The following is a 20,807-nucleotide window of genomic DNA, read 5'->3' as shown; positions in this document are numbered from 1 at the left end:
GCGACCCGCGCCCGCGTTTGAGCGAGAAGCTCGCTGTCAGAGTCGCACGGCACGCAGCCGGAGTGCATTGGCAATGACGGAGACGGACGACAGGCTCATCGCAGCGGCAGCGAACATGGGTGAGATCAGGAGCCCGAAGAAGGGATAAAGCAGCCCTGCTGCGATCGGCACGCCAGCGGTGTTGTAGATCATCGCGAAAAACAGGTTCTGTCGGATGTTGCGCATGGTGGCGAGCGACAAGCGCCGCGCTCTCACGATTCCGCCAAGGTCGCCCTTCACCAGAGTGAAGCCCGCGCTCTCGATAGCAACGTCGGCGCCGGTGCCCATCGCGATTCCGACGTCAGCCTGAGCCAATGCCGGCGCGTCGTTGACGCCATCTCCGGCCATCGCCACCTTTCGGCCCTCTGACTGCAAAGCGCGAATGACGCGCGCTTTGTCCTCCGGCAGCACATCGGCGCGGATGTCGTCGATGCCGAGACGACTCGCGATGGCGCGCGCGGTGCGTTCGTTGTCTCCCGTCGCCATGACGATCCGGAAGCCAAGCTCGTGCAGCGTCTTGAGCGCCTGCGGTGTGGTCTCTTTGACCGGATCGGCCACCCCCACGAGCCCCGCGATGGTTCCGTCGACGACCACGAACATGACAGTTTCGCCTTCATCGCGCCGAGCATTCGCGATCTCGGTCGCAGCCGGCGCTTCGATCCCGAGCTCCGCCAGCATCCTGACATTACCCAAGGCCACCGATTTCCCGTCGACCACGCCCTTGACGCCCATTCCGGTCACCGCTTCGAACTGATCTGCCTTGGCGAGGCTCAGTCCGCGCGCCTCGGCGCCCCGGACGATGGCCTCTGCAAGAGGATGTTCGGAACCCCGCTCCAGGCTCGCCGCCAGACGCAGGATCTCGGCCTCGTCGTGCTCCGCCTCGGGCAGCACGGCGGAAAGCTCCGGCTTGCCCACCGTCAGCGTGCCGGTCTTATCGACGATCAGCGTGTCCACCTTCTCGAAGGCTTCGAGCGCCTCCGCGTTCTTGATCAGAACGCCCGCCTGAGCGCCGCGCCCCGTGGCGGTCATGATCGACATTGGCGTGGCGAGCCCGAGGGCGCAGGGGCAGGCGATGATCAGGACGGCGATCGCGGAGACGAGCCCATAGGCAAGGGCCGGCGAGGGTCCCCAGATGGACCACGCGATGAAGGAGACCACCGCAATCGCGATCACCGCCGGCACGAAGTAACCGGCCACCGCGTCTGCAAGCTTCTGGATCGGCGCACGCGACCTCTGTGCAGCCGCCACCATCTCGACGATCTGCGCAAGCATTGTATCCTTGCCTACCCGCTTCGCCTCAATCACCAGACTCCCGGTCCCGTTGATCGTCGCGCCGGTGACCGGGTCACCGGCGACCTTCTCGACGGGCACCGGCTCACCAGTGAGCATGGACTCGTCGACCGAAGATCGCCCCTCGACCACTTCACCGTCGACCGGCACCTTCTCGCCGGGGCGGACCCGGAGGCGCTCGCCGATCTGCACCTCCTCGAGCGGCACCTCCTCTTCGCTGCCGTCGTCACGAATGACGCGCGCGTTCTTCGCCGCGAGGTCGAGCAGCGCACGGATCGCAGAACCAGTCCGCTCGCGCGCGCGCAGCTCAAGAATCTGGCCAAGGAGCACGAGCACCACGATGACCGCACCGGCCTCGAAATAGATGCCGACGTTCCCTTCCGCGTCGCGGAATCCGCTCGGGAACAGGCCGGGGGCGATCACGGCGACGGTGCTGAAGATCCACGCCGCGAACACCCCCATGCCGATTAGACTGAACATGTTGAGGTTCAGGCTACGGAAGCTCTTCCAGCCGCGCACCAGGAACGGCCAGCCCGCCCAGAGGATCACCGGCGTCGCCAGGATCAGCTCGAGCCAGTGCGCGAGCCGCTCCCCCACCCAGGTGCGGATCGGCATCCCGACGTAGCCGCCCATCGCCAGAAGGAGTACCGGCACGGTCAGCGCGGCACCTATCCAGAACCGGCGGGTGAAGTCGACCAACTCGGGGTTCGGGCCCTCGTCCCCCTGAGGCACGCCCTTCGGCTCGAGTGCCATCCCGCAAATCGGGCAGTCTCCGGGGCCGACCTGCTCAATCTCGGGATGCATCGGGCACGTATAGATCGTGCCCGCCGGCATCGGCTCCGGCGTTGGCTTGCCCTTCAGGTACGTCTCCGGCTCGGAGTCGAACTTCTCCTTGCAGCGCGCTGAGCAGAAGTAGAACTTCTCGCCCGTGTGCGAAGACAAATGCTTGGCCGTCGCGCGATCGACGGACATCCCGCAGACCGGATCGACGGCCTCGATGAAGTCGCCGGGCGAGGCAGCGAACCTGGATTGGCACTTCTCGGAGCAGAAGTGATAGACGTGGCCTTCGTGCTCATGGCGAGGGCCGGTGTCGCTTGGGTCGACGACCATGCCGCAGACCGGGTCTCTCACCATTCCAGTTGTAGCACGCGCAACATCCATGTTCGGTCCTCCAGCTCATCTCATCGCCAAGGTGGGGCTTCCAGCGACTGGAAGGTCAAGAAGGAAAATTTCCGGCGAGGCGCTTGACCTTCCAGTAGGTGGAATCCCTATGTGGTTGCTCAAGACAGAGCGAGAGGTGTCGCGACCATGAACATCGGAGATGTTTCGGAACGGAGCGGCTTGCCGGCCAAGACCATTCGCTACTACGAAGACATCGGACTTGTGCGGCCTTCGCGAAGCGAGAACGGGTACCGGGAGTTCGGATCTCAGGACCTGCACAAGCTGGCTTTCCTGGCTCGCGCTCGATCCCTCGGGTTCACCATCGAAGAATGCCGGACGCTCTTGTCCCTTTACGAAGATCGCCAACGCTCGAGTTCGGACGTCAAGAGGCTAGCGGAAAAGCACCTTACGCGGATCGATCAGAAGATTGTCGAGTTGCAGGCACTAAGCGCGACTCTTCGTGATCTTGTCGTGCGCTGCCAGGGCGATGATCGCCCCGAATGTCCCATCATGAACGACCTTGCACGCTCCGGAACGACCTGATGGATCGCACCATTCGGAGGCCGATGAAGGCAAGGCGTTCACTCGATTGCGAGCACAGCTCGGTGGAAACCCGGCCCATTACAGGTTAAGCTTACTCCATGACGTTTCTGGCCCGCCTGATCTTCGCTGCCGTCTTCGCCGCATTCGCGGCGAGTTCGGTTGCGCATGCAGCGGGCTCGGCGGAGATGGCTGCGGCCATGATCGCCTCCGATGATGCTGCGATGCACATGTCCGACTGCGACGCCTGTGGCGACACCGATGCAGGCGAAATGGCTGTCGCGTGCGACCTCGTCTGCGGAGCGGGCAGTTTCGCAGCTGTGCTTGCGCCGCATGGATACGGCATCGTCTCGGTTCCACGCGAGGCGCTTGGGCCAGCGGTGACGCAGAATTTCTGCGGCGTTGCAAACCTTCCAGCCAAACACCCTCCTCGAACCCTCATCTGATCTGACGCCCGCCGCACGAGCGCGGCCGGGGCGTCAATCCGTGCCTCGGCGGCGTGTGCCCCCGATGCGCAGTCCTTTCCCACCGCTTGGCGTGCCTTCCGGCCGCGGCGGAGGACCGAGGGTTTGATGAGGAGTTACCATGCCCGGCCCATCGTATCCGGCGCTAACGCGTCGCAGTTTCCTTCTCTCGTCCGGCACCGCGGTCGGCGTGTTGGCGCTACCGAAGGTTCTGCATGGCGCCGAACCGGTGAAGCCAGCAGTGGTAGCGCTCGCCTTCGACGGTGACGTTCTGCTCGCCGCGGGTTCGGATCTGATGCGCAGCGACGACGGCGGAAGCTCATGGACGGCGCTGCCGGTCCCTGCCGCCGTCCTGGCTCTCGCAACACACCCCGAACGGCCGGGCCGCATTATTGCCGGCCTCGCCTCTGGCGGGATTGCATTCTCCAACGACGAGGGCCGCACCTGGGAAGCCCGCTCGCATGACCTTCCGGAAGGCGAGATCGCCGCTGTGACCGTCGCGGCCGGACAGCCTGAGATGATCTACGCCGCGGTTCGGGGAGACGGCCTCTGGAAGAGCGAGGACGCCGGCCGAAGCTGGAGCCTCGCCATGGATCGCCCGTGGCTAGATGAAGTTGAGCGAGACCTTCTGACGCTCGCTTCGGTCGATCTCGCCACGGGCATGGGCGGGATCTGGATTTACGCCGGCACCGAGATGGGGCTTACGCGCGTGCCGGATTGCTTCTGCCGTTGGCAGGACGTCCAGCCCGGCAACGCGATGGACGCTCTGGTTTCCGGCGATGCTCCGCCGTCGGAAGCGCCACTTCCGGCAGGCCAGCCGATCCATGCGCTGGCTAGCGCGCCGTCCGCGCCCGAAACGCTCTACGCCGCCCTGCCGTCAGGCGTGTGGACCTCCCGCGACGGCGGCGTCGTCTGGTCGCACCTCGCGGACGGATTCGCCTCCGCAGTGGCGGTGCACCCGAGAAATCCCGACCACATCGTCGCTGCGCTGGATGGCGGCCTGAAGCAGAGCCGCGACGGCGGCGACACCTGGTCCGCGCTCGCGGCCATCTGAAGGAGTTCATCATGAAGAACGCTCTTGCATTCACCTCACTTGCAGCCGTCGCGGTGGCGGGGGGTATCGCCTTCGCCACGCTATCCTCGGCGCAGGATTCGGGCCGGGCGACCACTGCTGATGCCGCCGCCGCGGAACAGGCGGTGCCCTCGAAACAGATCACGATCTGGCGCGACCCGAGCTGCGGCTGCTGTGACGCCTATGCCGAATACCTCGAAGGAAACGGCTACCAGGTGACCCGCGTCGACGACCCGAATTTCGATCGGCGCTCCGTCGAGGCCGGCGTGCCGGAGCAGGGCCTCGGCTGCCATCTGGCCGAGATCGACGGCTACTACGTCAGCGGGCTGGTGCCAGCGGAGATCATCGAACGGCTGGTGACGGAGCGTCCAGAAATCGCCGGCATCACGCTCCCCGGCATGCCGGCGAACGCGCCCGGCATGGCGCCCGAGAAGACCGGCACGTTGAAGACCTACGCCTTCGGCGAGGGCGGGGTCACCGTCTATTCCAATGAGTGAGTGCATGATGGGAATGATGGACGGGCCGATGATGGGCCTCATGATGGCAGGCGGCGGTCTTGTTCTGCTGCTTGTCCTCGCGGTCCTCGTGCTCAGCCTCGTGGCGCTGGTGAAGTACCTGCGGGGGCCGAGATGAAGCGCAGAGCTATTGCCTTCTCCGGCGTCGCGGTCGCAAGCTTGGTCGCCATCGGCGCATTCGCCCAGCAGCAGGGCAGCGGCGCACCAGTGGACGGCGTGACGTTCCTCGGCGAGCCCGTGACAGCGGACGAACTCACCCTTGGGCAGGAACTCTATGCTGCGAACTGCGCGTCGTGCCACGGGGCCAATCTCGAGGGTCAACCGGACTGGAAGCGCCGGCTTGAGAGCGGCCGCATGCCCGCCCCGCCGCACGACGAGACCGGGCACACCTGGCACCACGCCGACGGGCAGCTCTTCACTATCACGAAGCTCGGGGTCGGCGGCGTCGTGCCCGGCTACGAAAGCGACATGCCTGCCTTTGAGGGTGTGCTGACGGACGAGGAGATCCGGGCGGTGCTCGCCTACATCAAGAGCACATGGCCCGACCGCCAGCGAGCCTTCCAGTCAGATGTCACCGCGAACGACGAGGACGGATCATGAGCGCGGATGTCGAGCAAGAGCCTCGGCGCCGAGGGAGCCGACTGGTTCTGCTTTTGCCTCTGGCGGTGTTCGGCCTGCTGGCTGCAGCCTTTTATTGGGGCCTCTGGAACAACGACGACCGGTTGCCCTCGACGCTGATCGGAAAACCGGTCCCGGAGTTCGCGCTCCCGCCCATCGAAGGGCGGCAGGATGGCTTGTCCTCGGCCGACCTGCAGGGCCAGGTTTCTCTTGTTAATGTCTGGGCATCGTGGTGCGTCCCCTGCCGCACGGAGAACCCGCTTCTCGTGGAGCTGGCCAAAGCAGGCACCGTTCCGATCTACGGGATCAACTACAAGGACGATCCCGAAGAGGCGCTGGCTTTCCTCGAAGAGCTCGGCGATCCCTTCACGCGCATCGGAGCGGACAGGTCGGGACGCGCAGCCATTGACTGGGGCGTCTACGGCTTGCCGGAGACCTTCGTGATCGATGCCGAAGGCCGCATCGCCTACAAGCACGTCGGCCCCTTCGACCGGCGCGCGCTTGAGGACGACATCGTGCCGGTCGTGCGCCGGTTGCAAGCGGAGCGCGGCTCATGAGGCGCCGCGAAGTCCTTGCTGGATTGCTCGCGCTCGCGGCTAACCCGGCTGTTGCTCGGACGGCGATGCCCCTGCACGGGGAGCCGCGCGATCTCCTTTCGCCGCCCTTCGTGGACAGAGACGGTCGGGACCTGACGCTTGCGGATTTCCGCGGGCGGGTCGTGCTTCTGAACATCTGGGCCACCTGGTGCGCGCCTTGCCGCGAGGAGATGCCGACCCTTGATGCGCTTCAGGCGCGCCTGGGCGGGCCGGACTTCCATGTCTTGCCGCTGTCGATCGATCGGGCGGGGCTCGAGCCTGTGCGCCGCTTCTACGACGAGATCGGCATTCGCCACCTCGACATGTACCTCGCAGAGGACATTCGCGCGATGCTCGCCTTCGCCGTGGTGGGGCTGCCGACGACGATCCTGATCGACCGCGTGGGGCGCGAGCGCGGTCGCCTTGCCGGCCCGGCGGAATGGGACAGTCCTGAAGCCGTCGCCCAAGTCCAATCCCTCATCAACGAAAGGAGTCAGTAGACCATGCTCGAGACGACAACCATGCCCGCAACACGACGGGCCGTCCCGCTGCGACTGCCGTTGGGCCGTCGAGGCCTGATGCTCACCGCGATGGCGCTGGTCGGCGCAGGTCTCGCCCTCAACTGGGGCTGGCTCACAGCCGTGGGCGCGGCGCCGCTGATCCTGAGCCTCGCCCCTTGCGCCGTCATGTGCGGGCTGGGGCTCTGCATGATGGGCGGCTCGAAATCTTGCGCGAGCAAGAGCAATCCGGCCGGAGAGCCGGACCCGACGAGGGAATAACCGAAAAACCTGAAGGAGAAGATGATGAATACCACACGTAAGCTCGGGTTCGCCGCGACCGCTCTGACGGCGCTCCTAACCACGGCCGCCCTCGCGCAGGAGGCCGGGGACCAGACGTCCGACCAGATGATGCAGAACCAGGACGCCATGCCTGGCAACATGATGGGCGGGGACATGCCCGGGATGCAGGGCATGATGCCAATGATGCAGATGATGCAGCAGATGGGACCGATGATGGAGGCCTGCACCGAGATGATGCAGGCCATGACGGATCAGATGCAGACGCCCGAGGTCGAGCCGCAGGACGGCTGACCCGTCACCCGCCCGGGCTGCGGCCCGGGCGGGCCACTACCTGAGTTGGAACGATGACCGAAAATACCAGAATGCGCCGTCTACGGCGCGCCCGGCTCGTGATTTGGGCCGGCGCGGCAGCTCTCCTGCTCTCGGCAGGCGGCGCGCTGACGTTGCGCGCGTACTTGGCGCCACAACCACCCCAGGCGATTTCTTCCGGAGAAGCGGACATCCGCTCGGAGTTTTCGCTGACGGATCACACCGGCCGTGCCGTGACGGAGGCCGACTTCGCCGGGAGATGGCAGCTCGTCTTCTTCGGCTTCACCCACTGCCCGGACATTTGCCCGACGACGCTGGCCTACATGGCAAGCGTGCTCGATCTGCTTGGCCCTCAGGCAGACCGTGTGGCGCCGCTCTTCATCACCGTCGATCCGGTGCGCGACACTGTTCCGGTGATGGCCGAATACGTCTCCGCCTTCCACCCCCGCCTCGTCGGCCTGACCGGCACCGAGGCGCAGGTGGCAGAGGCGGCGCAAGCTTTCCGCACCTGGTACGAGCGGGTCGAGGAAGAGACCGCGCCCGACGGCTATATGATGGCGCATGCCGGCCACATCTACCTGATGGACCCGGACGGGCGGTTCGAGGCTGTCTTCCAGGAACGCGACCAGCCGCCTGAGGCCGTCGCCGAGGAAATCCTCATGCAGATCGAAAAGGAAGAACAGCAGGAATGAAGTTGCTCGTCGCCTCCCTCCTTACCTTCGCCATGCCGATGGCCGCGCAGGCTGAGATCATTGTCAGCGATCCTTGGGCCCGCGCCAGCGTTCTCGCCTCGCGGCCAGGCGCCGCCTACCTGACCCTGACCAGCGATGAGCTCGATCGGTTGCTCGAAGTGACGAGTCCGGTAGCCGGACACGTCATGCTCCACGGGATCGAGACCGATGCTGCGGGCGTGAGCCGCATGGTGCACATCGAAGGACTGGACATTTCTCCCGGCACACCAGTGACGCTCGCCCCAGGCAGCTCGCATCTGATGCTGATGGACCTCTCGCGGAAACTCGAGGAGGGCGAGAGCTTCCCCTTGACGCTGGTCTTCGAGGCCGCGGGCAAGCTGACAGTGGAGGTCCCGGTTCTCGGCCCCGGCGCGATGGGCCCCACGGAGGAACGGCCATGAGATCAGTAATCTTCCTTGCTGCGCTGCTTCTTGCCGGCCCGGCCCTCGCCGACCATCCAGAAGACCGGCTCGACGAAGCTGTGGCGGCGAAGGAGCCTGCTTTCGAGGCCACGGATGTCCGGCGTCCGCCGGAACTCGACGGCGTCGATGGTTCCGGCGAACCGTTCGATCTTGGCCGTCTCTCGGATCAGATCGTGGTCCTGAGCTTCGCGCCCAAAGGCTGTGGGGCGCCCTGCGCCGCGCAGCAGACGCTGCTCGCTCGTGTCCGGGAAGCGGTGAACGTCACACCGATGCGCGACATGGTTACGTTCGTTGCGGTTGCCGAGGACGGCGACGGCGGCGAGAAGCCGGTGGCGTCAAACCTCATCACCGTCGAACCGTCCAGCGGCGCCACAGCCGCTTCCTTGGCGGCACGCTTTGCCGACCTTTCCTCGCGCGAAGGGATCAGCCCGCAGGCCCATGTGCTCGACCGCGGCGGGCGTCACGCCGGCATCTTCCACGGTGAGGAGTTCGGCTATGTGAACATGGTCCTCTACATCAATGGCTTGAGCAACGCGCGCCCGCCTGAGCCGGGTCTTCTGGATCGTGTCTTGGGGCTAATCAGATGACGAGCGCGGTCATTCACGGAGCATCCGCACCAGACTGGCTCCTGGTTCTCCGGAGATACGTGCTGTTCTCGGCCGTCGCACATCTGAGCTGGGAGATCGGCCACATCCCCCTCTACACCATCTGGCTGGAGGGAACCTGGGGCGAGATCGCCTTCGCGATCCTGCATTGCACGGGCGGGGACATTCTCATCGCCATGAGCACGATGCTCTTGTCGCTCTTCCTGGTTGGAGATGCGACGTGGCCTTTCGAACGGGTACGTCGGGTCCTGATCGTGGCTGTGGCGTTCGGCGTTGCCTACACGGTCTTCAGCGAATGGCTGAACATCGTCGTTCGAGCGGCCTGGGCCTATCGGGAGATCATGCCGGTCGTTCCGATCCTCGACGCGGGTCTCACGCCGCTGCTGCAGTGGGTGATCGTTCCCACCGTCGCCTACCTTGCAGCCCTGCGGCTCCCGCGAGGCGCTCTCGGAGTGCGGCCGGGCGCATGATGGTCGACCTTTCCCTCCTTGGAGTTTCGGCAGCGCTGCTGGCCGGCACCATCTCCTTCTTGTCGCCCTGCGTCCTGCCACTGGTGCCAGGTTACGTCTCCTACGTTGCGGGACGAACGGTCTCCGATCGAGCGGCGCCGTCCCGTGCACACGCGGTTTGGCTGAGCTTCTGCTTCGTCCTCGGATTCTCGACGATCTTCATTGTCCTCGGGGCTTCGGCGACCGCGCTGGGGCAGGCGCTACTGCGCTGGCGGTACGAGCTGAACTTCGTCGGCGGCGCTATCGTGATCTTGTTCGGACTATTCATGATCGGAGCAGCTCGCTTCTCGGCTATGGAACGCGACCTGCGATTTCACCTCGATCTGCCGGGCGGACAGCCGGTCGCGTCCTACGTCCTCGGCCTTGCCTTCGGCTTCGGCTGGACGCCCTGTATCGGACCGATCCTCGGTGCCATCCTGACAGCCAGTGCCACCAGCGCAACGATAGGCGAGGGTCTCGTCCTCCTGGCGGTCTACTCAGCCGGGCTCGGAATCCCGTTCCTCATTGTTGCCGCCTTCACCGACACCATCGCCGGCAAGCTGCGGGGCATCGGTCGTTGGGGTCGGCGCCTGAATCAGGCTGCCGGAGGCGTCATGATCCTGATGGGGCTGGCCATGATGAGTGGTCGGCTGAGTGCATTAGCCTACTGGCTCCTGGACGCCTTCCCGGTCCTGGCACGGATCGGCTGAACCAGCGGGCGGTACATGTACTTGCGGGCTAGTAGCTCTGGCAATCTTCAACACCCACCGCCACGTTGGTCAGTACTTCGTCCATGAGCTCGAGCAACCGGGAAATCCGCGGATCACTCAAGCGATAATGGACGTGGCGTCCCCGTTGCTCTCCAACCGCCAGACCGCATTCGCTCAGGCAGCGTAGGTGGTTCGACGCGTTGGGCTGCGAGAGACCTGTCGCTCCGACGATCTCCCCCACTGACAGAGGCCCGTCGCTCAACGCTTGAAGGATTGCCAGTCGGGAGGGATCGGCGAAGCCCCTGAGAAGCTTAGCCCGCTGCAGGGAGGCCCTGGAGTCCTCCCGATCGACGGATCGGATTCCCGCACTAGACATATCATCCACCAGTGATATTTTGCCCGCGCCGATGATAGGAAGAATCTGATGAGCAGCCCAGACCTGATCCACAACGCCGCAGAGATGGCCCGTTATCGCGTCACCGGGATGGACTGCCCCTCCTGCGCCGCAAAGATCGAGAAGGCGGTTCGGTCTGTCGGGGTGGAGGAAGTGAAGGTCTCGATCGCAACGCAGGTCATGACGCTGCATGTGTCCGATCCGGGCGCGCAACTGCCGGAAGTGGAGCGCGCGGTAACGGGGATCGGTTATCGCCTCGACCGCCTGGGCGGCTCCGACGTCGATCACGAAGGGGACATCGATGATCTTCCGAAGGACTTGAGCCATATCACCCCGGCTTATCGGCGGGCGCTGTGGATCGTGATCCTGCTGAACGTCGGCTACGGCGTCATCGAGATGTTCGGCGGGTTCATCTCCGGTTCGCAGGCGCTGAAAGCCGATGCGCTCGATTTCCTCGGCGACGGCCTGATCACGTTCCTCGGGGTGCTGGCGATCGGCTGGAGCTTGGTCTGGCGGGCCCGTTCCGCCTTGATCCAGGGCCTGTTCCTGGGCGCGCTCGGGCTCGGGGTTCTCGCCAATACGGCCTACCGCGTGCTGGTGCAGCAGCAGCCCGAGGCCGAGTTGATGGGTCTGTTCGCGGTGATCGCGCTCGTCGTCAATGTGGTCGCGGTCCTTCCGCTACTGCCTCACCGGACCGGCGACGCCAATGTGCGGGCGGTGTGGCTGTTTTCGCGCAACGACGCCATCGGCAACGCCGCCGTCGTTCTCGCGGCGGGTCTGGTCGCCTGGACCGGCACGGCGTGGCCTGACCTCGTTGTGGCGGCCGTGATCGCCGGGCTCTTCATGCAATCCTCGTGGTCGATCATCCGCGATGCGAAAGCCGATCTGCAGGAGAGCATATGAGCGCTCGCTTTCTGGGGCTAGTCTGTGCCGCTGCGGCGCTCGCTCTTGATCAGGGCAGCAAGGCGCTTGCCCTAAATTCACCGAGGCTGGCAGGCGGTGTGGAGGTCCTGCCGGTCATGAACCTTGTTCTTGTCCGCAATGACGGCGTCAGCTTCGGAATGCTCGGCGGCCTAGTGCCCTGGTGGGCGCTGGTCCTGCTCGCCTTCGCAATTGTGGCGTGGCTTTCCGTCTGGCTGTGGCGATCGCAGTGCCGGGTGGTCAGCGCGGCGCTTGGACTGGTCATCGGCGGTGCTCTGGGCAACGTGGTTGACCGGGTGCGGCTTCAGGCCGTCACGGATTTTCTGGACTTCCATGTGGGAGCCTACCACTGGCCGGCTTTCAACCTTGCCGACGTGGCGGTTTTCTGCGGCGCGGCGCTGCTCGTGTGGGACAGCTTTCGTCCCGCGAAGGCGAGAGACCGTGCGGAGGCTTGAGAGGAGACGAGCCGGAAGCGACGGTCTGCAGGGCGGTTGCTGCACCGGTGGAGAACGGTCCGGAACGGATCCGCTGTGGCGAGGACCTCGGGCCTGTCCGAACGGGTTGCGAGGAGCGTAACTGGTGCCCCGCATTCCGCGCGATCAGAGTTTCGACAGTACGCTGGCCCTGCTCTTCGATCCCTACGGGTTCGTCTCGAAAAGGTGCCGCCGTTACGGGGCCGATCTCTTTCAGGCTCGGCTCTTGCTCCGCCCGACGATCTGCATGAGCGGGCCGGAGGCGGCCGAGCTGTTCTATCGCCGCGACCTGTTCGTCCGGCGCGGCGCTACGCCGGGCAGAATCCAGAAGACCCTCTTCGGCCGGGGCGGCGTTCAGGGGCTGGACGGCGACGCGCACCGACACCGCAAGCAGATGTTCATGTCCCTCATGACGCCCGAGCGGATCGACAACCTGAAAGAGCTGACCGCCGGGTCGTGGAGCGTCTACGCCCAAAGTTGGGCCGCGAAGGACCGGGTCGTCCTTTACGATGAGGTGCAGCAGCTTCTGACGAGAGTCGTTTGCACATGGGCCGGAGTTCCGCTGCCGGAGCCGGAGGCCCGCCGTCGCACGTCGGAGCTCACCGCGCTGTTCGATTACGCGGGATCGGTCGGTCCGAGGCACTGGTGGTCCCGCCTGTCCCGTAAGCGGTCTGAAAGGTGGATCGAGGACGTCGTCGAGGGCGTTCGTGCCGGCCGTCTGGACCCACCGGAAGACAGCGCGGCGCGTGTGATCGCTACCTGGCGGGATCTGGATGGCGAGCCGTTGAGTCCCCGCATTGCCGCCGTGGAACTACTGAACATTCTGCGGCCGACCGTCGCCGTCTCCGTGTTCATAACCTTCGCCGCCCACGCCCTGCACCGGTTTCCGGCCTGCCGCCAGATGCTCCAGACCGAGGACGGGAGCGTGGAGCATTTCGTGCAGGAGGTCCGGCGATTCTATCCGTTCTTCCCCGCGGTGATGGCGCGCGCAAGGCGCAACTTCGAATGGAACGGCTATAGGTTCCCGCGGGGACGACGGGTGATGCTGGACCTCTACGGCACCAATCGCGATCCGCGGGCGTGGGATGCGCCGGAGGAGTTCCGGCCCGAGCGTTTTCAGCGTTGGGATGGCAGTCCCTTCAATTTCATTCCGCAGGGAGGCGGCGATCACGACCTGAACCACCGCTGCCCGGGCGAATGGATCACGATCGAACTCATGAAGGTCTCCTGCGAATTTCTCGCGAATAGCATGGATTACGACATGCCGGATCAGGATCTGGAGATCGACACAAGGAGATTGCCGGCCATGCCAAAGAGCCGTTTCGTGATGAGCAACGTCAGACTTCGGAGTGAATCGTGATCGCTGTCTGGGCCGGGGTTCTTCTTGCTGCCGTTTGGCTGGCGCACTGGGGGGCGGAGCACCTGTCCGACCCTCTGAGGAAGCTGCGCCAGCAATGGGGCTTCTCGGTCGCGGCGGGCGGCGCCTTCGTCGGCCTTGCCGCCGCCTCGCCCGAGATCGGTATCAATACCACGAGCGCCCTGCGCGGGGTCGGCGATATCGGCCTCGGTGCGCTCCTCGGCTCGAACGTGCTGGCGATCCCGATGATGGTGGTGACTGCCTACCTCGCTACTCGCAAGAGTGGCATCGGCGAGAACGGCAGGCATGACGACCACGAGGAGCACCGCCGCGCGCACCTCTTGCAAGTCGATCGCCAAGCCGTGACGGTCCAGGCGCTGCCCTATCTCGGCATCATCGCGCTCTTCGCGCTCCTGACCCTGCCTGCGCCCTGGCGCGGGCTGCAGCCGATCGACGGCTGGATCCTGCTGCTCGGCTATCTCGCCTATCTCGTCCAGGCGCTTCTGCGCGGCCGCAAGGAGGGCGAAGAGGTCGACTGGAAGCGGAAGGAAAAGTGGAAGGCCGTGGCCGGCGTCGGCGCTCTTGCCGCCGGCGCCTACTTCACCGTGTTCTCGACCGAGAAGATCGTGAGCGCGATCGGGATCTCGAAGATCATCGGCGGACTCTTCATCACCGCGCCGGTCGCCGCTCTGCCGGAAGTCTTTGCCACCTGGTATGTCGCCCGCAGCGGTCAGGTCACGTCGGGCGTTACCAGCGTTATCGGCGATCACGCCGTGACGATGACGCTCGCCTTCATTCCGCTCACAATTGTCGGAATGCCGATCGAGAACCTGCAGCTCTTCTGGGTGACGCTTGCCTTTGTGGCCCTGATGCCGACCCTCTATGCCGCCTTCATCTGGTGGGGCGGTCGCGATAGCGGATTTAGACGCTGGCAAGTCGCAGCACTTCCCGCGGTCTACGCCCTCTTTGTGGCCGTGCTTGTGCTCTGGGTTCAGCCCTTCGGACAAGGCGCGCAGGAATCAGCTGGCGCATCCGGCAGGCAGGCTCAGGAAGGGACGGAATAGCTGCGGGGCCCAGAGAAGGTTAGACCGGGGTCCCGTCCCCTCCGCCAATTTCTCATAAGAAATTGATGTTAAAGGATTTTGAGGCGCTTTCCGCGCCCCATTCTCCTATGCGCTTGTCTGTCGCGGGCCTGGCCCGTGGGGCAGAGAAGAAACATGGGCCGGCGGCGCTGCGCCGGCCCATGCGGATGCGCGGAAATCAGTTCGGGTTGGTCGGGTAAATGCCGAGAGTGGCAATGCACTGCATCAGGCCGATGCGGGGCGGCTCGTTGGTGAAGGGGGTGCTGCCGCCACTGTTGCCGACAGTGACCGAGCCGCCGATGACCGTGTTGATGGTCACGGTCTGTTGCGGGATGCTGGGATTGCCCGACGGGATGGAGGTGACGGCGATGCTGCCGGTGCTGGTCGGCTCAGTCTGGGTGTAGAGGCCGCGCATCTGCGTGCCTGGATTGCTGGTGGAGGCATTGGTCAGAAAGGTCGCCTGACCGGCCGTCACTGCTGGGGCTACCGTCGTCGTCGCGGTCCCGACCGGAAGGGTCGAGTCGACCGTCAGCGAGCCGGTCACGGCGGGAAGGGTGACCTGCTGCTGGCCGACGACGGGAGTGAAAGCCGCGTTGTGATTATGCGCCGGCATGTTGGCGAGGGAGAGCTGCGTGGTCGGCGTGCCGAAGGACTGGCCGCGCGCCACGGCGGGCAGGCCCGGCCCCTGGCCCTGGCCCACCACGCTGCGGCCGCGCAGGTCCGGCAGGGCGAAAGTGCCCTGTTGCGCGCTGCCGCCGAAGAGGGTGCCGATCAAGGAATAGAGCGCCTGATAGTTATTGATCGTCAGGATTCGCCCGTCCGCCGGCAGATACCCCTCCGGGCAATAGTTGGTCACGATGGTGCAAATGCTGCCGATATAGGGCGAATCGGCCGAGCAGGCCTGGGCCGTGCCGCCGGTAACGCTGGTCGCCAGCGCGGCGGCCGCCGCAAACGCATAGCCGTGGCGGCGGGAAAGCGAAAACCCCAGCATGTCAATCTCCTCTCGGATGGTTGTTGGTGGGGCCAGGTCTTTGATTTGCCTTCCCCCGACGTAAAAATTGCGTTTCAATTATTAATAAAGTTTTAACGAGTTGAGCGAAAATGAATGCAACCTGTAAAAGAAATAGATGACGGTTTCGAGTCGCCTCCGATTTCGGGGAATTGCCGCAATGCACAAATTTCAGCACAGGAAAACAGTCAGAATTGGTCAGATAGAGTCACAATTAAACCATTGCCGAATAGGCGAATTAACGGCCTATTTATAAATAGCCGCTAGCATGGCGTTTGTCATAAATGTGCCGGTCATAACCAATTGTTGAGCTTTAGGGAGTTGCAGTCGATGGCGCGGACGGAAATCTTCGTAATCGATATGGGGGTCGATGGCTGGGAGGCGCTGCGCGACGGCGTGCCCGAGGGGGCCGAGACCTTGTTCGTCGCCGCCGACGCCGACGGCTTCGCCGCTCTGGCGGCGGCGCTGGACGGACGGGCCGATATCGACGCCCTGCATATTCTCTCCCACGGCGCGGCCGGCGCGGTGCGCCTGGGCGCCGCCAGCCTCGACCAGGACAGCCTGGAGGCTCACGCGCCCGCGCTCGACGCCATCGGCCGCGCGCTGGCGCCCGGCGGCGACATCCTGCTCTATGGCTGCGAAGTGGCGGCCGGCCCGGCCGGCGAAGCCTTCCTCGCCAGCCTGTCGGCGATCACCGGCGCGGATGTCGCGGCCTCGGACGATTTGACCGGCGCTGCCGCCAAATCAGGCGACTGGGATTTGGAAAGCTCTGTCGGTCAGATTGAGGCAAATGCAATTGCAGCCGCCTCTTTCTCGAACGTTCTCAACGTTATCTCTACCAACATTTATATAGGGGGGGTGGGCTTTCAAGAGGGAGAGCAATGGGCTGACGGCATTGTAGACGATAGTATAGTCACCGATCCCGAGCTGGATTTGGGGACATTTACAGTAAATATATCCAGTGATACTATTGTATTTATTCTGAATGCAATAGCCCAAGATCCATCTGGGGATGTTTGGGATTTTGATTTAGTGTTTAACAATGGAGCTTTGGATAAATTCACTGATATTTCGGATCCGGTATTTACAAATTTTACGACTAGCGCCGGCTCTTTTTCTGTTGATGTTCTGGAAGATTTCGGGGTAATTACCATTGATGGTCTGGATGAGAGGGCGCTGGCATTCAGATCTGGCCCAATATCTTTTGGGGGTGGGAGTGAAACATTCAGCGTTACTGTAACCTACAATTTCACCTCTACCGAGCTTGTTTCCGAGACCGCCCCCGTTATTACCATTTCCGGCGGCGAACCAGCATTCACCGAGGATGCCGGCCCGGTCGCCATTGATGCCGCACTTGGCGTCGCGGATTCGGACAATGCGAGCTTGTCCAGCGCCACGGTTTCGATCACCGGCGGTTTCCAGTCCGCAGAGGATGTGCTCGCCTTCACCAACGTTGGTGGAGGGACGCACGGCAACATCACGGGTTCCTACGACGCCGGCACCGGCGTCCTGAACCTGACCTCGGCGGGCGGCACGGCGACGGTGGCGCAGTGGCAAGCGGCGATGCAGGCGGTCACCTACGAAAACACCTCCGACTCGCCCGACACCGCCGACCGGACGATCAGCTTCCAGGTCAACGACGGCGTGGAAACCAGCGCGACAGTGACGCAGACGGTCACGGTCACCGCCGTGAACGACGCGCCCACGGCGACCAACCTGACGCAGTCCAAATCCTTCACCGAGGATGGCGGCGCGGTGACGCTGGACGATATCGTGATCACCGATGTCGATACCGGCGACACCGTCACGGCGACGCTGACGCTGTCCGATGCGGACGGCGGCGCGCTGAGCACCGGCACCTATGGCAGCGCCACCAGCACTTACAATGACGGCACCGGCGTGTGGACGGTCACCGGCTCCGTCGCCGACGTGAACGCCGCCCTGGCCGCCGTCACCTTCACCCCGGCGGCGAATTACGACCAGGGCCTCACCATCACCACGCACATCCACGATCTCGCCAACGACGGCCCGGACGACGGCGAGATCACGCTGACCGCGACGGCGGTGAACGACGCGCCGGTGGCGACCGTGCCGGGGTCGATCTCGGTGATGGAGGACGTGGCGACCGCGCTGACCGGCATCAGCTTCTCGGATGTCGATGCGGGCAGCGGCGATGCAATAGCGACCTTGTCCGTCGCCAGCGGCACGTTGGCCGCGACATCCGGCGCGGGCGTCACGGTCGGCGGCACCGCCAGCGCGCTGACGCTGACCGGCACCGTTGCGAACATCAATGCCTTCATCGCGGCGAGCAACGTGACCTTCACCACGGCATCGAACGCGACGGCCGACGTGACCCTGACGGTGTCGATCAACGATGACGGCAATAGCGGCAGCGGTGGGGAGCTAAGCGATAGCGGCACGGTGACCCTCGATGTCACCGCCGTGAACGACGCGCCCGTCGTGACCGCGCCGGATTCCCTGACCGTGACGGAGGATGTGGCCGGCGCCGTGACCGACATCAGCTTCTCGGATGTCGATGCGGGCAGCGGCGATGCAATAGCGACCTTGTCCGTCGCCAGCGGCACGTTGGCCGCGACATCCGGCGCGGGCGTCACGGTCGGCGGCACCGCCAGCGCGCTGACGCTGACCGGCACCGTCGCGGACATCAATGCTTTTATCGTCGCCGAGGCCGTCAGCTTCAAGACGGCGCAGGACGCCACAGACGACGTTACGCTCACGATTGCAATCGACGATGGCGGCTATTCGGGGTCGGGCGGCGCGCAACAGGATTCGACGGCGATTACCATTAACGTCACCGCCGAGAATGACGCGCCGACCGACATTACGCTGTCCGGCAATAACATCGACCTGTCGGCGGCGGAATCGGGGGCCGTGGTCGCCACGCTGACGACCATGGATATCGACGATGATTCGGGCTTTAGCTACAGCCTCGTCGGCGGTGCGGACCAAGGCAGCTTCGCCATTGATGGAGATGGCCTGAAGCTGGCGGAACCGCTGAAGGCGGGCAGCTACGAGGTGGAAATCCAGACGGAGGATGCCGGCGGGGAGACCTACAGCGACACCTTCACGATCATCGTTGTGGACGATATCGCTCCGACGGTCGCCTCGGTATCGGCGGTGGAAAGCGATGGCCCTTATAAGTTCGGAGACGAGATCGACATAACCGTCACCTTCAGCGAGGCGGTGAAGGTCGAGGGCGACGGCGTGCTGGAATTGCTTCTGGAGCTTGGCGATACCGACCGGGCCGCCATCTACAGCGACGGCACTGGCACCGATACCCTAACCTTCTCTTATGTCGTGCAGACCGGCGACGAGAGCCTCGATCTGGACTATGTCGGAACGGGCAGCCTGACGCTGGAGGACGGCACCACGATCACCGACGCGGAGGGCAACGCCGCCAACCTGACGCTGCCGACGCCGGGCGCGGCCGACTCGCTGGGGGCGAACAAGAATATCGTGATCGACGGCGTGCTGCCGACGGTGAAATCCGTGACGCCCTCGGTCGACACCGTGACCGATGGCCAAGTCGGATCCGGCACCTTCACGCTGACACTCGTGTTCAGCGAGGCGATGGATACGGAGGTCGCTCCGACCATCGACTTCCCGACGGGGGACGAGGACCCAGCCGGCACGTTGAGCTTCGCAAGCGGCGCATGGCAGGACGACGACACCACCTATGTGGCGACCTACAATGTGGCCGATATCAACGCCGTCGTCGGCGACATCGACGTGCGGATCGAGGGTGCGGTGGACGCGGCCGGGAACGAGATGGCGCCGGCCACCGAGAACGATGTCTTCTCCATCGTGACGGCCCCTTCCCCCGGCATTCTCTCCATCGGCACCGTTACGCCGGACGGAAGCTACAAGGCGGATGACGAGATCGGCATCACCGTCACCTTCGACGAGAGCGTGGTGTTCACCGCCAATGGCGGGTCGCTGGTCGCCACCCTGTCGAACGGCGCGACCGTGACGCTGGCGAATGCCGACGAGACTTCGACCAGCTTCACCGGCACTTATACGGTGGGAGCGGATGACGACGACAGCGCCGACCTCTCCGTCGCCTCCATCGCCTTGCAGGGCGGGGCCACCCTGTTGGCCCAGGACGATGCGCTGCCGGCGCTGCTCAGCGTGCCGGACGATGAGAATCTGGCCGACAATGCCGATATCGTCATCGACACCACGCCGCCGGAAGGCTCCGTGCCCGACTTGTCGAGCGATTCCGACAGCGGCGTCTCCACCAGCGACAATTACACCAAGGTGACGACGCCGAGTTTCACCGGCACCGGCGAGGTGGGGGCGTCCGTCGAATTGTTCGACGAGGACGACCATAGTCTGGGCACCGCCACCGTCGATTCGGAAGGCACCTGGACCATCACGCTTGAAGACGCGCTCGACGAGGGAGTGCAGGAGATCGTCGCGATCTATACCGATAAGGCTGGCAACAGCTTCACCAGCACCGCGCTTTCCCTCACCATCGATACCACCCCGCTGGGCGATGCCGACGGGAGCGATACGGTCGGCGAGGACGACGCGCCGGGCACCGTCGCCGATCTGGTGGATGGTTCGGCCGGCAACCGCGTGGTCTCTGTGGCCGGCTCCGACGAGAATATCGGCGAGGCCATCACCGGCGGCGAGGGCGGGCTGTTCACCATCGACGCGGAGGGCGCGGTCACCTTCGATCCGAACGGCGATTTCGATTCTCTCGCCACCGATGAGACGGCGGACACGGTTATCGTCGCCCAGGTCGCGGATAAGGCCGGCAATATCAGCGACGCCAGCTACACCGTCACCGTCACAGGTGTCAATGACGCGCCGGTCCTGGCGGTGAACAAGGGCGCATCGGTGCAGACCGGGCAGACGGTGACGATCACCACGGCGATGCTGAACGAGGGCGATGTCGACGATGACGGTGAGGACCTGACCTATACCGTGAGCACACTGCCGACTGGCGGCACGCTGCTGCTGGACGGCGTGACCGTGTCCGAGGACGGCACCTTCACCCAGCAGGACATCGACGACAGCAAGCTCACCTTCAAGGCGGGCGCTTCGGCGGGCGGCTTCAGCTTCGCGTTCGATCTGGCGGACGATGAGAACGCCACGCTGGCGGATCAAAGCTTCACGCTGACGGTCACCAATCCGCCCACCACCCCGCCGACGGAACCGACGAACCCGATTGTGGTGACGCCTGTGGATCCGACGGTACCGGGGGGC

The 20,807-nt window shown here is 64.5% G+C and carries 24 protein-coding genes and 1 pseudogene; 21 read left to right on the top strand and 4 right to left on the bottom strand.

All coding sequences use genetic code 11. The features are described 5' to 3' along the window. Nucleotides 1-36: 36 nt before the first annotated feature. The gene (locus AUP43_RS15785) at nt 37-2,490 is read right to left on the bottom strand and encodes a heavy metal translocating P-type ATPase (RefSeq protein WP_232315202.1); all 2,454 of its coding nucleotides are present in this window, start codon (nt 2,488-2,490) and stop codon (nt 37-39) included. Between the two features lie 147 nt (nt 2,491-2,637). Between AUP43_RS15785 and cueR the strand changes: the two genes are divergently transcribed. From cueR to AUP43_RS15715, 15 genes are all read left to right on the top strand, one after another. Next, complete coding sequence (gene cueR / locus AUP43_RS15780) at nt 2,638-3,033, top strand: Cu(I)-responsive transcriptional regulator (protein WP_067559249.1); 396 nt, start codon at nt 2,638-2,640, stop codon at nt 3,031-3,033. Nucleotides 3,034-3,131: 98 nt separating this feature from the next. Then, complete coding sequence (locus tag AUP43_RS15775; RefSeq protein WP_067559246.1) at nt 3,132-3,476, top strand: hypothetical protein; 345 nt, start codon at nt 3,132-3,134, stop codon at nt 3,474-3,476. Between the two features lie 139 nt (nt 3,477-3,615). Next, nucleotides 3,616-4,548, top strand: coding sequence for a WD40/YVTN/BNR-like repeat-containing protein (locus tag AUP43_RS15770; RefSeq protein ID WP_198154936.1), 933 nt, complete (start codon nt 3,616-3,618; stop codon nt 4,546-4,548). 11 nt (nt 4,549-4,559) lie between these two features. Beyond that, nucleotides 4,560-5,063: a DUF411 domain-containing protein gene (locus AUP43_RS15765; protein WP_067559244.1), complete on the top strand. Its 504-nt coding sequence runs from the start codon at nt 4,560-4,562 to the stop codon at nt 5,061-5,063. A gap of 4 nt (nt 5,064-5,067) precedes the next feature. Beyond that, nucleotides 5,068-5,199: a hypothetical protein gene (locus AUP43_RS19620; protein WP_269746879.1), complete on the top strand. Its 132-nt coding sequence runs from the start codon at nt 5,068-5,070 to the stop codon at nt 5,197-5,199. After that, nucleotides 5,196-5,681 (top strand): c-type cytochrome, encoded by a 486-nt coding sequence (locus AUP43_RS15760; protein WP_067559242.1) that lies wholly within the window; start codon nt 5,196-5,198, stop codon nt 5,679-5,681. The genes AUP43_RS19620 and AUP43_RS15760 overlap by 4 nt, the downstream gene beginning before the upstream one ends. Then, complete coding sequence (locus AUP43_RS15755) at nt 5,678-6,256, top strand: DsbE family thiol:disulfide interchange protein (RefSeq protein ID WP_067559240.1); 579 nt, start codon at nt 5,678-5,680, stop codon at nt 6,254-6,256. Before AUP43_RS15760 ends, AUP43_RS15755 begins: the two co-directional genes overlap by 4 nt. Then, a complete protein-coding gene (locus AUP43_RS15750) occupies nt 6,253-6,774 on the top strand; it encodes a TlpA family protein disulfide reductase (RefSeq protein ID WP_067559237.1) in 522 nt (173 codons plus the stop codon). Before AUP43_RS15755 ends, AUP43_RS15750 begins: the two co-directional genes overlap by 4 nt. Before the next feature lie 3 nt (nt 6,775-6,777). Further along, nucleotides 6,778-7,053: a hypothetical protein gene (locus AUP43_RS15745; protein ID WP_067559234.1), complete on the top strand. Its 276-nt coding sequence runs from the start codon at nt 6,778-6,780 to the stop codon at nt 7,051-7,053. Nucleotides 7,054-7,074: 21 nt separating this feature from the next. Beyond that, complete coding sequence (locus AUP43_RS15740) at nt 7,075-7,365, top strand: hypothetical protein (RefSeq protein WP_198154935.1); 291 nt, start codon at nt 7,075-7,077, stop codon at nt 7,363-7,365. A 53-nt stretch (nt 7,366-7,418) separates the two neighbouring features. Continuing rightward, nucleotides 7,419-8,075 carry an SCO family protein gene (locus AUP43_RS15735; RefSeq protein ID WP_067559229.1) on the top strand — a complete coding sequence of 219 codons (657 nt, stop codon included), beginning with the start codon at nt 7,419-7,421 and terminating at the stop codon, nt 8,073-8,075. After that, a complete protein-coding gene (locus AUP43_RS15730) occupies nt 8,072-8,515 on the top strand; it encodes a copper chaperone PCu(A)C (RefSeq protein ID WP_067559228.1) in 444 nt (147 codons plus the stop codon). The genes AUP43_RS15735 and AUP43_RS15730 overlap by 4 nt, the downstream gene beginning before the upstream one ends. Then, complete coding sequence (locus tag AUP43_RS15725) at nt 8,512-9,123, top strand: hypothetical protein (protein ID WP_067559224.1); 612 nt, start codon at nt 8,512-8,514, stop codon at nt 9,121-9,123. The genes AUP43_RS15730 and AUP43_RS15725 overlap by 4 nt, the downstream gene beginning before the upstream one ends. Continuing rightward, on the top strand, nt 9,120-9,611 hold the full coding sequence (locus AUP43_RS15720; RefSeq protein WP_067559219.1) for a hypothetical protein: 492 nt from the start codon (nt 9,120-9,122) through the stop codon (nt 9,609-9,611). Before AUP43_RS15725 ends, AUP43_RS15720 begins: the two co-directional genes overlap by 4 nt. Further along, nucleotides 9,608-10,339, top strand: a complete 732-nt coding sequence (locus tag AUP43_RS15715; RefSeq protein ID WP_232315201.1) for a cytochrome c biogenesis CcdA family protein — start codon at nt 9,608-9,610, stop codon at nt 10,337-10,339. Before AUP43_RS15720 ends, AUP43_RS15715 begins: the two co-directional genes overlap by 4 nt. Nucleotides 10,340-10,367: 28 nt before the next feature. On the opposite strand, the gene AUP43_RS15710 is transcribed toward AUP43_RS15715, so the two are convergent. Beyond that, nucleotides 10,368-10,715: an ArsR/SmtB family transcription factor gene (locus AUP43_RS15710; RefSeq protein ID WP_067559218.1), complete on the bottom strand. Its 348-nt coding sequence runs from the start codon at nt 10,713-10,715 to the stop codon at nt 10,368-10,370. A 48-nt stretch (nt 10,716-10,763) separates the two neighbouring features. On the opposite strand from AUP43_RS15710, the gene AUP43_RS15705 reads away from it, so the two are divergent. The 4 genes from AUP43_RS15705 (at nt 10,764) to AUP43_RS15690 (ending at nt 14,548) form a co-directional block, all read left to right on the top strand. Continuing rightward, nucleotides 10,764-11,636, top strand: a complete 873-nt coding sequence (locus AUP43_RS15705; protein ID WP_067559216.1) for a cation transporter — start codon at nt 10,764-10,766, stop codon at nt 11,634-11,636. Further along, a complete protein-coding gene (lspA, locus tag AUP43_RS15700; protein ID WP_067559215.1) occupies nt 11,633-12,109 on the top strand; it encodes a signal peptidase II in 477 nt (158 codons plus the stop codon). The genes AUP43_RS15705 and lspA overlap by 4 nt, the downstream gene beginning before the upstream one ends. Before the next feature lie 124 nt (nt 12,110-12,233). After that, nucleotides 12,234-13,487: a cytochrome P450 gene (locus AUP43_RS15695; protein WP_067559214.1), complete on the top strand. Its 1,254-nt coding sequence runs from the start codon at nt 12,234-12,236 to the stop codon at nt 13,485-13,487. Next, on the top strand, nt 13,484-14,548 hold the full coding sequence (locus AUP43_RS15690; RefSeq protein WP_198154934.1) for a sodium:calcium antiporter: 1,065 nt from the start codon (nt 13,484-13,486) through the stop codon (nt 14,546-14,548). Before AUP43_RS15695 ends, AUP43_RS15690 begins: the two co-directional genes overlap by 4 nt. A gap of 196 nt (nt 14,549-14,744) precedes the next feature. Here AUP43_RS15690 and AUP43_RS15685 read toward each other — a convergent pair whose 3' ends face one another. Then, on the bottom strand, nt 14,745-15,557 hold the full coding sequence (locus AUP43_RS15685; protein ID WP_067559209.1) for a phage tail protein: 813 nt from the start codon (nt 15,555-15,557) through the stop codon (nt 14,745-14,747). A 264-nt stretch (nt 15,558-15,821) separates the two neighbouring features. Continuing rightward, complete coding sequence (locus AUP43_RS19485; RefSeq protein ID WP_232315200.1) at nt 15,822-16,073, bottom strand: hypothetical protein; 252 nt, start codon at nt 16,071-16,073, stop codon at nt 15,822-15,824. On the opposite strand from AUP43_RS19485, the pseudogene AUP43_RS19690 reads away from it, so the two are divergent. Further along, nucleotides 15,972-16,319, top strand: a pseudogene (locus tag AUP43_RS19690) (DUF4347 domain-containing protein); the annotation flags it as partial. The gene AUP43_RS19485 and the pseudogene AUP43_RS19690 sit on opposite strands and share 102 nt — an antisense overlap. A gap of 639 nt (nt 16,320-16,958) precedes the next feature. Next, nucleotides 16,959-20,807, top strand: a 3,849-nt coding sequence (locus AUP43_RS15675; protein ID WP_232315199.1) for a beta strand repeat-containing protein, incomplete at its 3' end; no start/stop codon positions are given.

Source organism: Oceanibaculum pacificum, from assembly GCF_001618175.1.
Lineage (GTDB): Bacteria > Pseudomonadota > Alphaproteobacteria > Oceanibaculales > Oceanibaculaceae > Oceanibaculum > Oceanibaculum pacificum.
Note: the sequence above shows the minus strand (reverse complement) of the source record. Positions and strands in the feature narration are given on the sequence as shown.

What these genes read in the sequence shown, in the direction of transcription:
- AUP43_RS15775 (WP_067559246.1), top strand. Translation starts at nt 3,132, where the DNA reads ATGACGTTTCTGGCCCGCCTGATCTTCGCTGCCGTCTTCGCCGCATTC.
- AUP43_RS15750 (WP_067559237.1), top strand. Translation starts at nt 6,253, where the DNA reads ATGAGGCGCCGCGAAGTCCTTGCTGGATTGCTCGCGCTCGCGGCTAAC.
- AUP43_RS15745 (WP_067559234.1), top strand. Translation starts at nt 6,778, where the DNA reads ATGCTCGAGACGACAACCATGCCCGCAACACGACGGGCCGTCCCGCTG.
- AUP43_RS15765 (WP_067559244.1), top strand. Translation starts at nt 4,560, where the DNA reads ATGAAGAACGCTCTTGCATTCACCTCACTTGCAGCCGTCGCGGTGGCG.
- AUP43_RS15705 (WP_067559216.1), top strand. Translation starts at nt 10,764, where the DNA reads ATGAGCAGCCCAGACCTGATCCACAACGCCGCAGAGATGGCCCGTTAT.
- AUP43_RS15770 (WP_198154936.1), top strand. Translation starts at nt 3,616, where the DNA reads ATGCCCGGCCCATCGTATCCGGCGCTAACGCGTCGCAGTTTCCTTCTC.
- AUP43_RS15685 (WP_067559209.1), bottom strand. Translation starts at nt 15,557, where the DNA reads ATGCTGGGGTTTTCGCTTTCCCGCCGCCACGGCTATGCGTTTGCGGCG.
- AUP43_RS15760 (WP_067559242.1), top strand. Translation starts at nt 5,196, where the DNA reads ATGAAGCGCAGAGCTATTGCCTTCTCCGGCGTCGCGGTCGCAAGCTTG.
- lspA (WP_067559215.1), top strand. Translation starts at nt 11,633, where the DNA reads ATGAGCGCTCGCTTTCTGGGGCTAGTCTGTGCCGCTGCGGCGCTCGCT.
- AUP43_RS15710 (WP_067559218.1), bottom strand. Translation starts at nt 10,715, where the DNA reads ATGTCTAGTGCGGGAATCCGATCCGTCGATCGGGAGGACTCCAGGGCC.
- AUP43_RS15755 (WP_067559240.1), top strand. Translation starts at nt 5,678, where the DNA reads ATGAGCGCGGATGTCGAGCAAGAGCCTCGGCGCCGAGGGAGCCGACTG.
- cueR (WP_067559249.1), top strand. Translation starts at nt 2,638, where the DNA reads ATGAACATCGGAGATGTTTCGGAACGGAGCGGCTTGCCGGCCAAGACC.
- AUP43_RS15735 (WP_067559229.1), top strand. Translation starts at nt 7,419, where the DNA reads ATGACCGAAAATACCAGAATGCGCCGTCTACGGCGCGCCCGGCTCGTG.
- AUP43_RS15785 (WP_232315202.1), bottom strand. Translation starts at nt 2,490, where the DNA reads ATGGATGTTGCGCGTGCTACAACTGGAATGGTGAGAGACCCGGTCTGC.
- AUP43_RS15725 (WP_067559224.1), top strand. Translation starts at nt 8,512, where the DNA reads ATGAGATCAGTAATCTTCCTTGCTGCGCTGCTTCTTGCCGGCCCGGCC.
- AUP43_RS15730 (WP_067559228.1), top strand. Translation starts at nt 8,072, where the DNA reads ATGAAGTTGCTCGTCGCCTCCCTCCTTACCTTCGCCATGCCGATGGCC.
- AUP43_RS19620 (WP_269746879.1), top strand. Translation starts at nt 5,068, where the DNA reads ATGATGGGAATGATGGACGGGCCGATGATGGGCCTCATGATGGCAGGC.
- AUP43_RS19485 (WP_232315200.1), bottom strand. Translation starts at nt 16,073, where the DNA reads ATGCAGGGCGTCGATATCGGCCCGTCCGTCCAGCGCCGCCGCCAGAGC.
- AUP43_RS15740 (WP_198154935.1), top strand. Translation starts at nt 7,075, where the DNA reads ATGATGAATACCACACGTAAGCTCGGGTTCGCCGCGACCGCTCTGACG.
- AUP43_RS15720 (WP_067559219.1), top strand. Translation starts at nt 9,120, where the DNA reads ATGACGAGCGCGGTCATTCACGGAGCATCCGCACCAGACTGGCTCCTG.
- AUP43_RS15715 (WP_232315201.1), top strand. Translation starts at nt 9,608, where the DNA reads ATGATGGTCGACCTTTCCCTCCTTGGAGTTTCGGCAGCGCTGCTGGCC.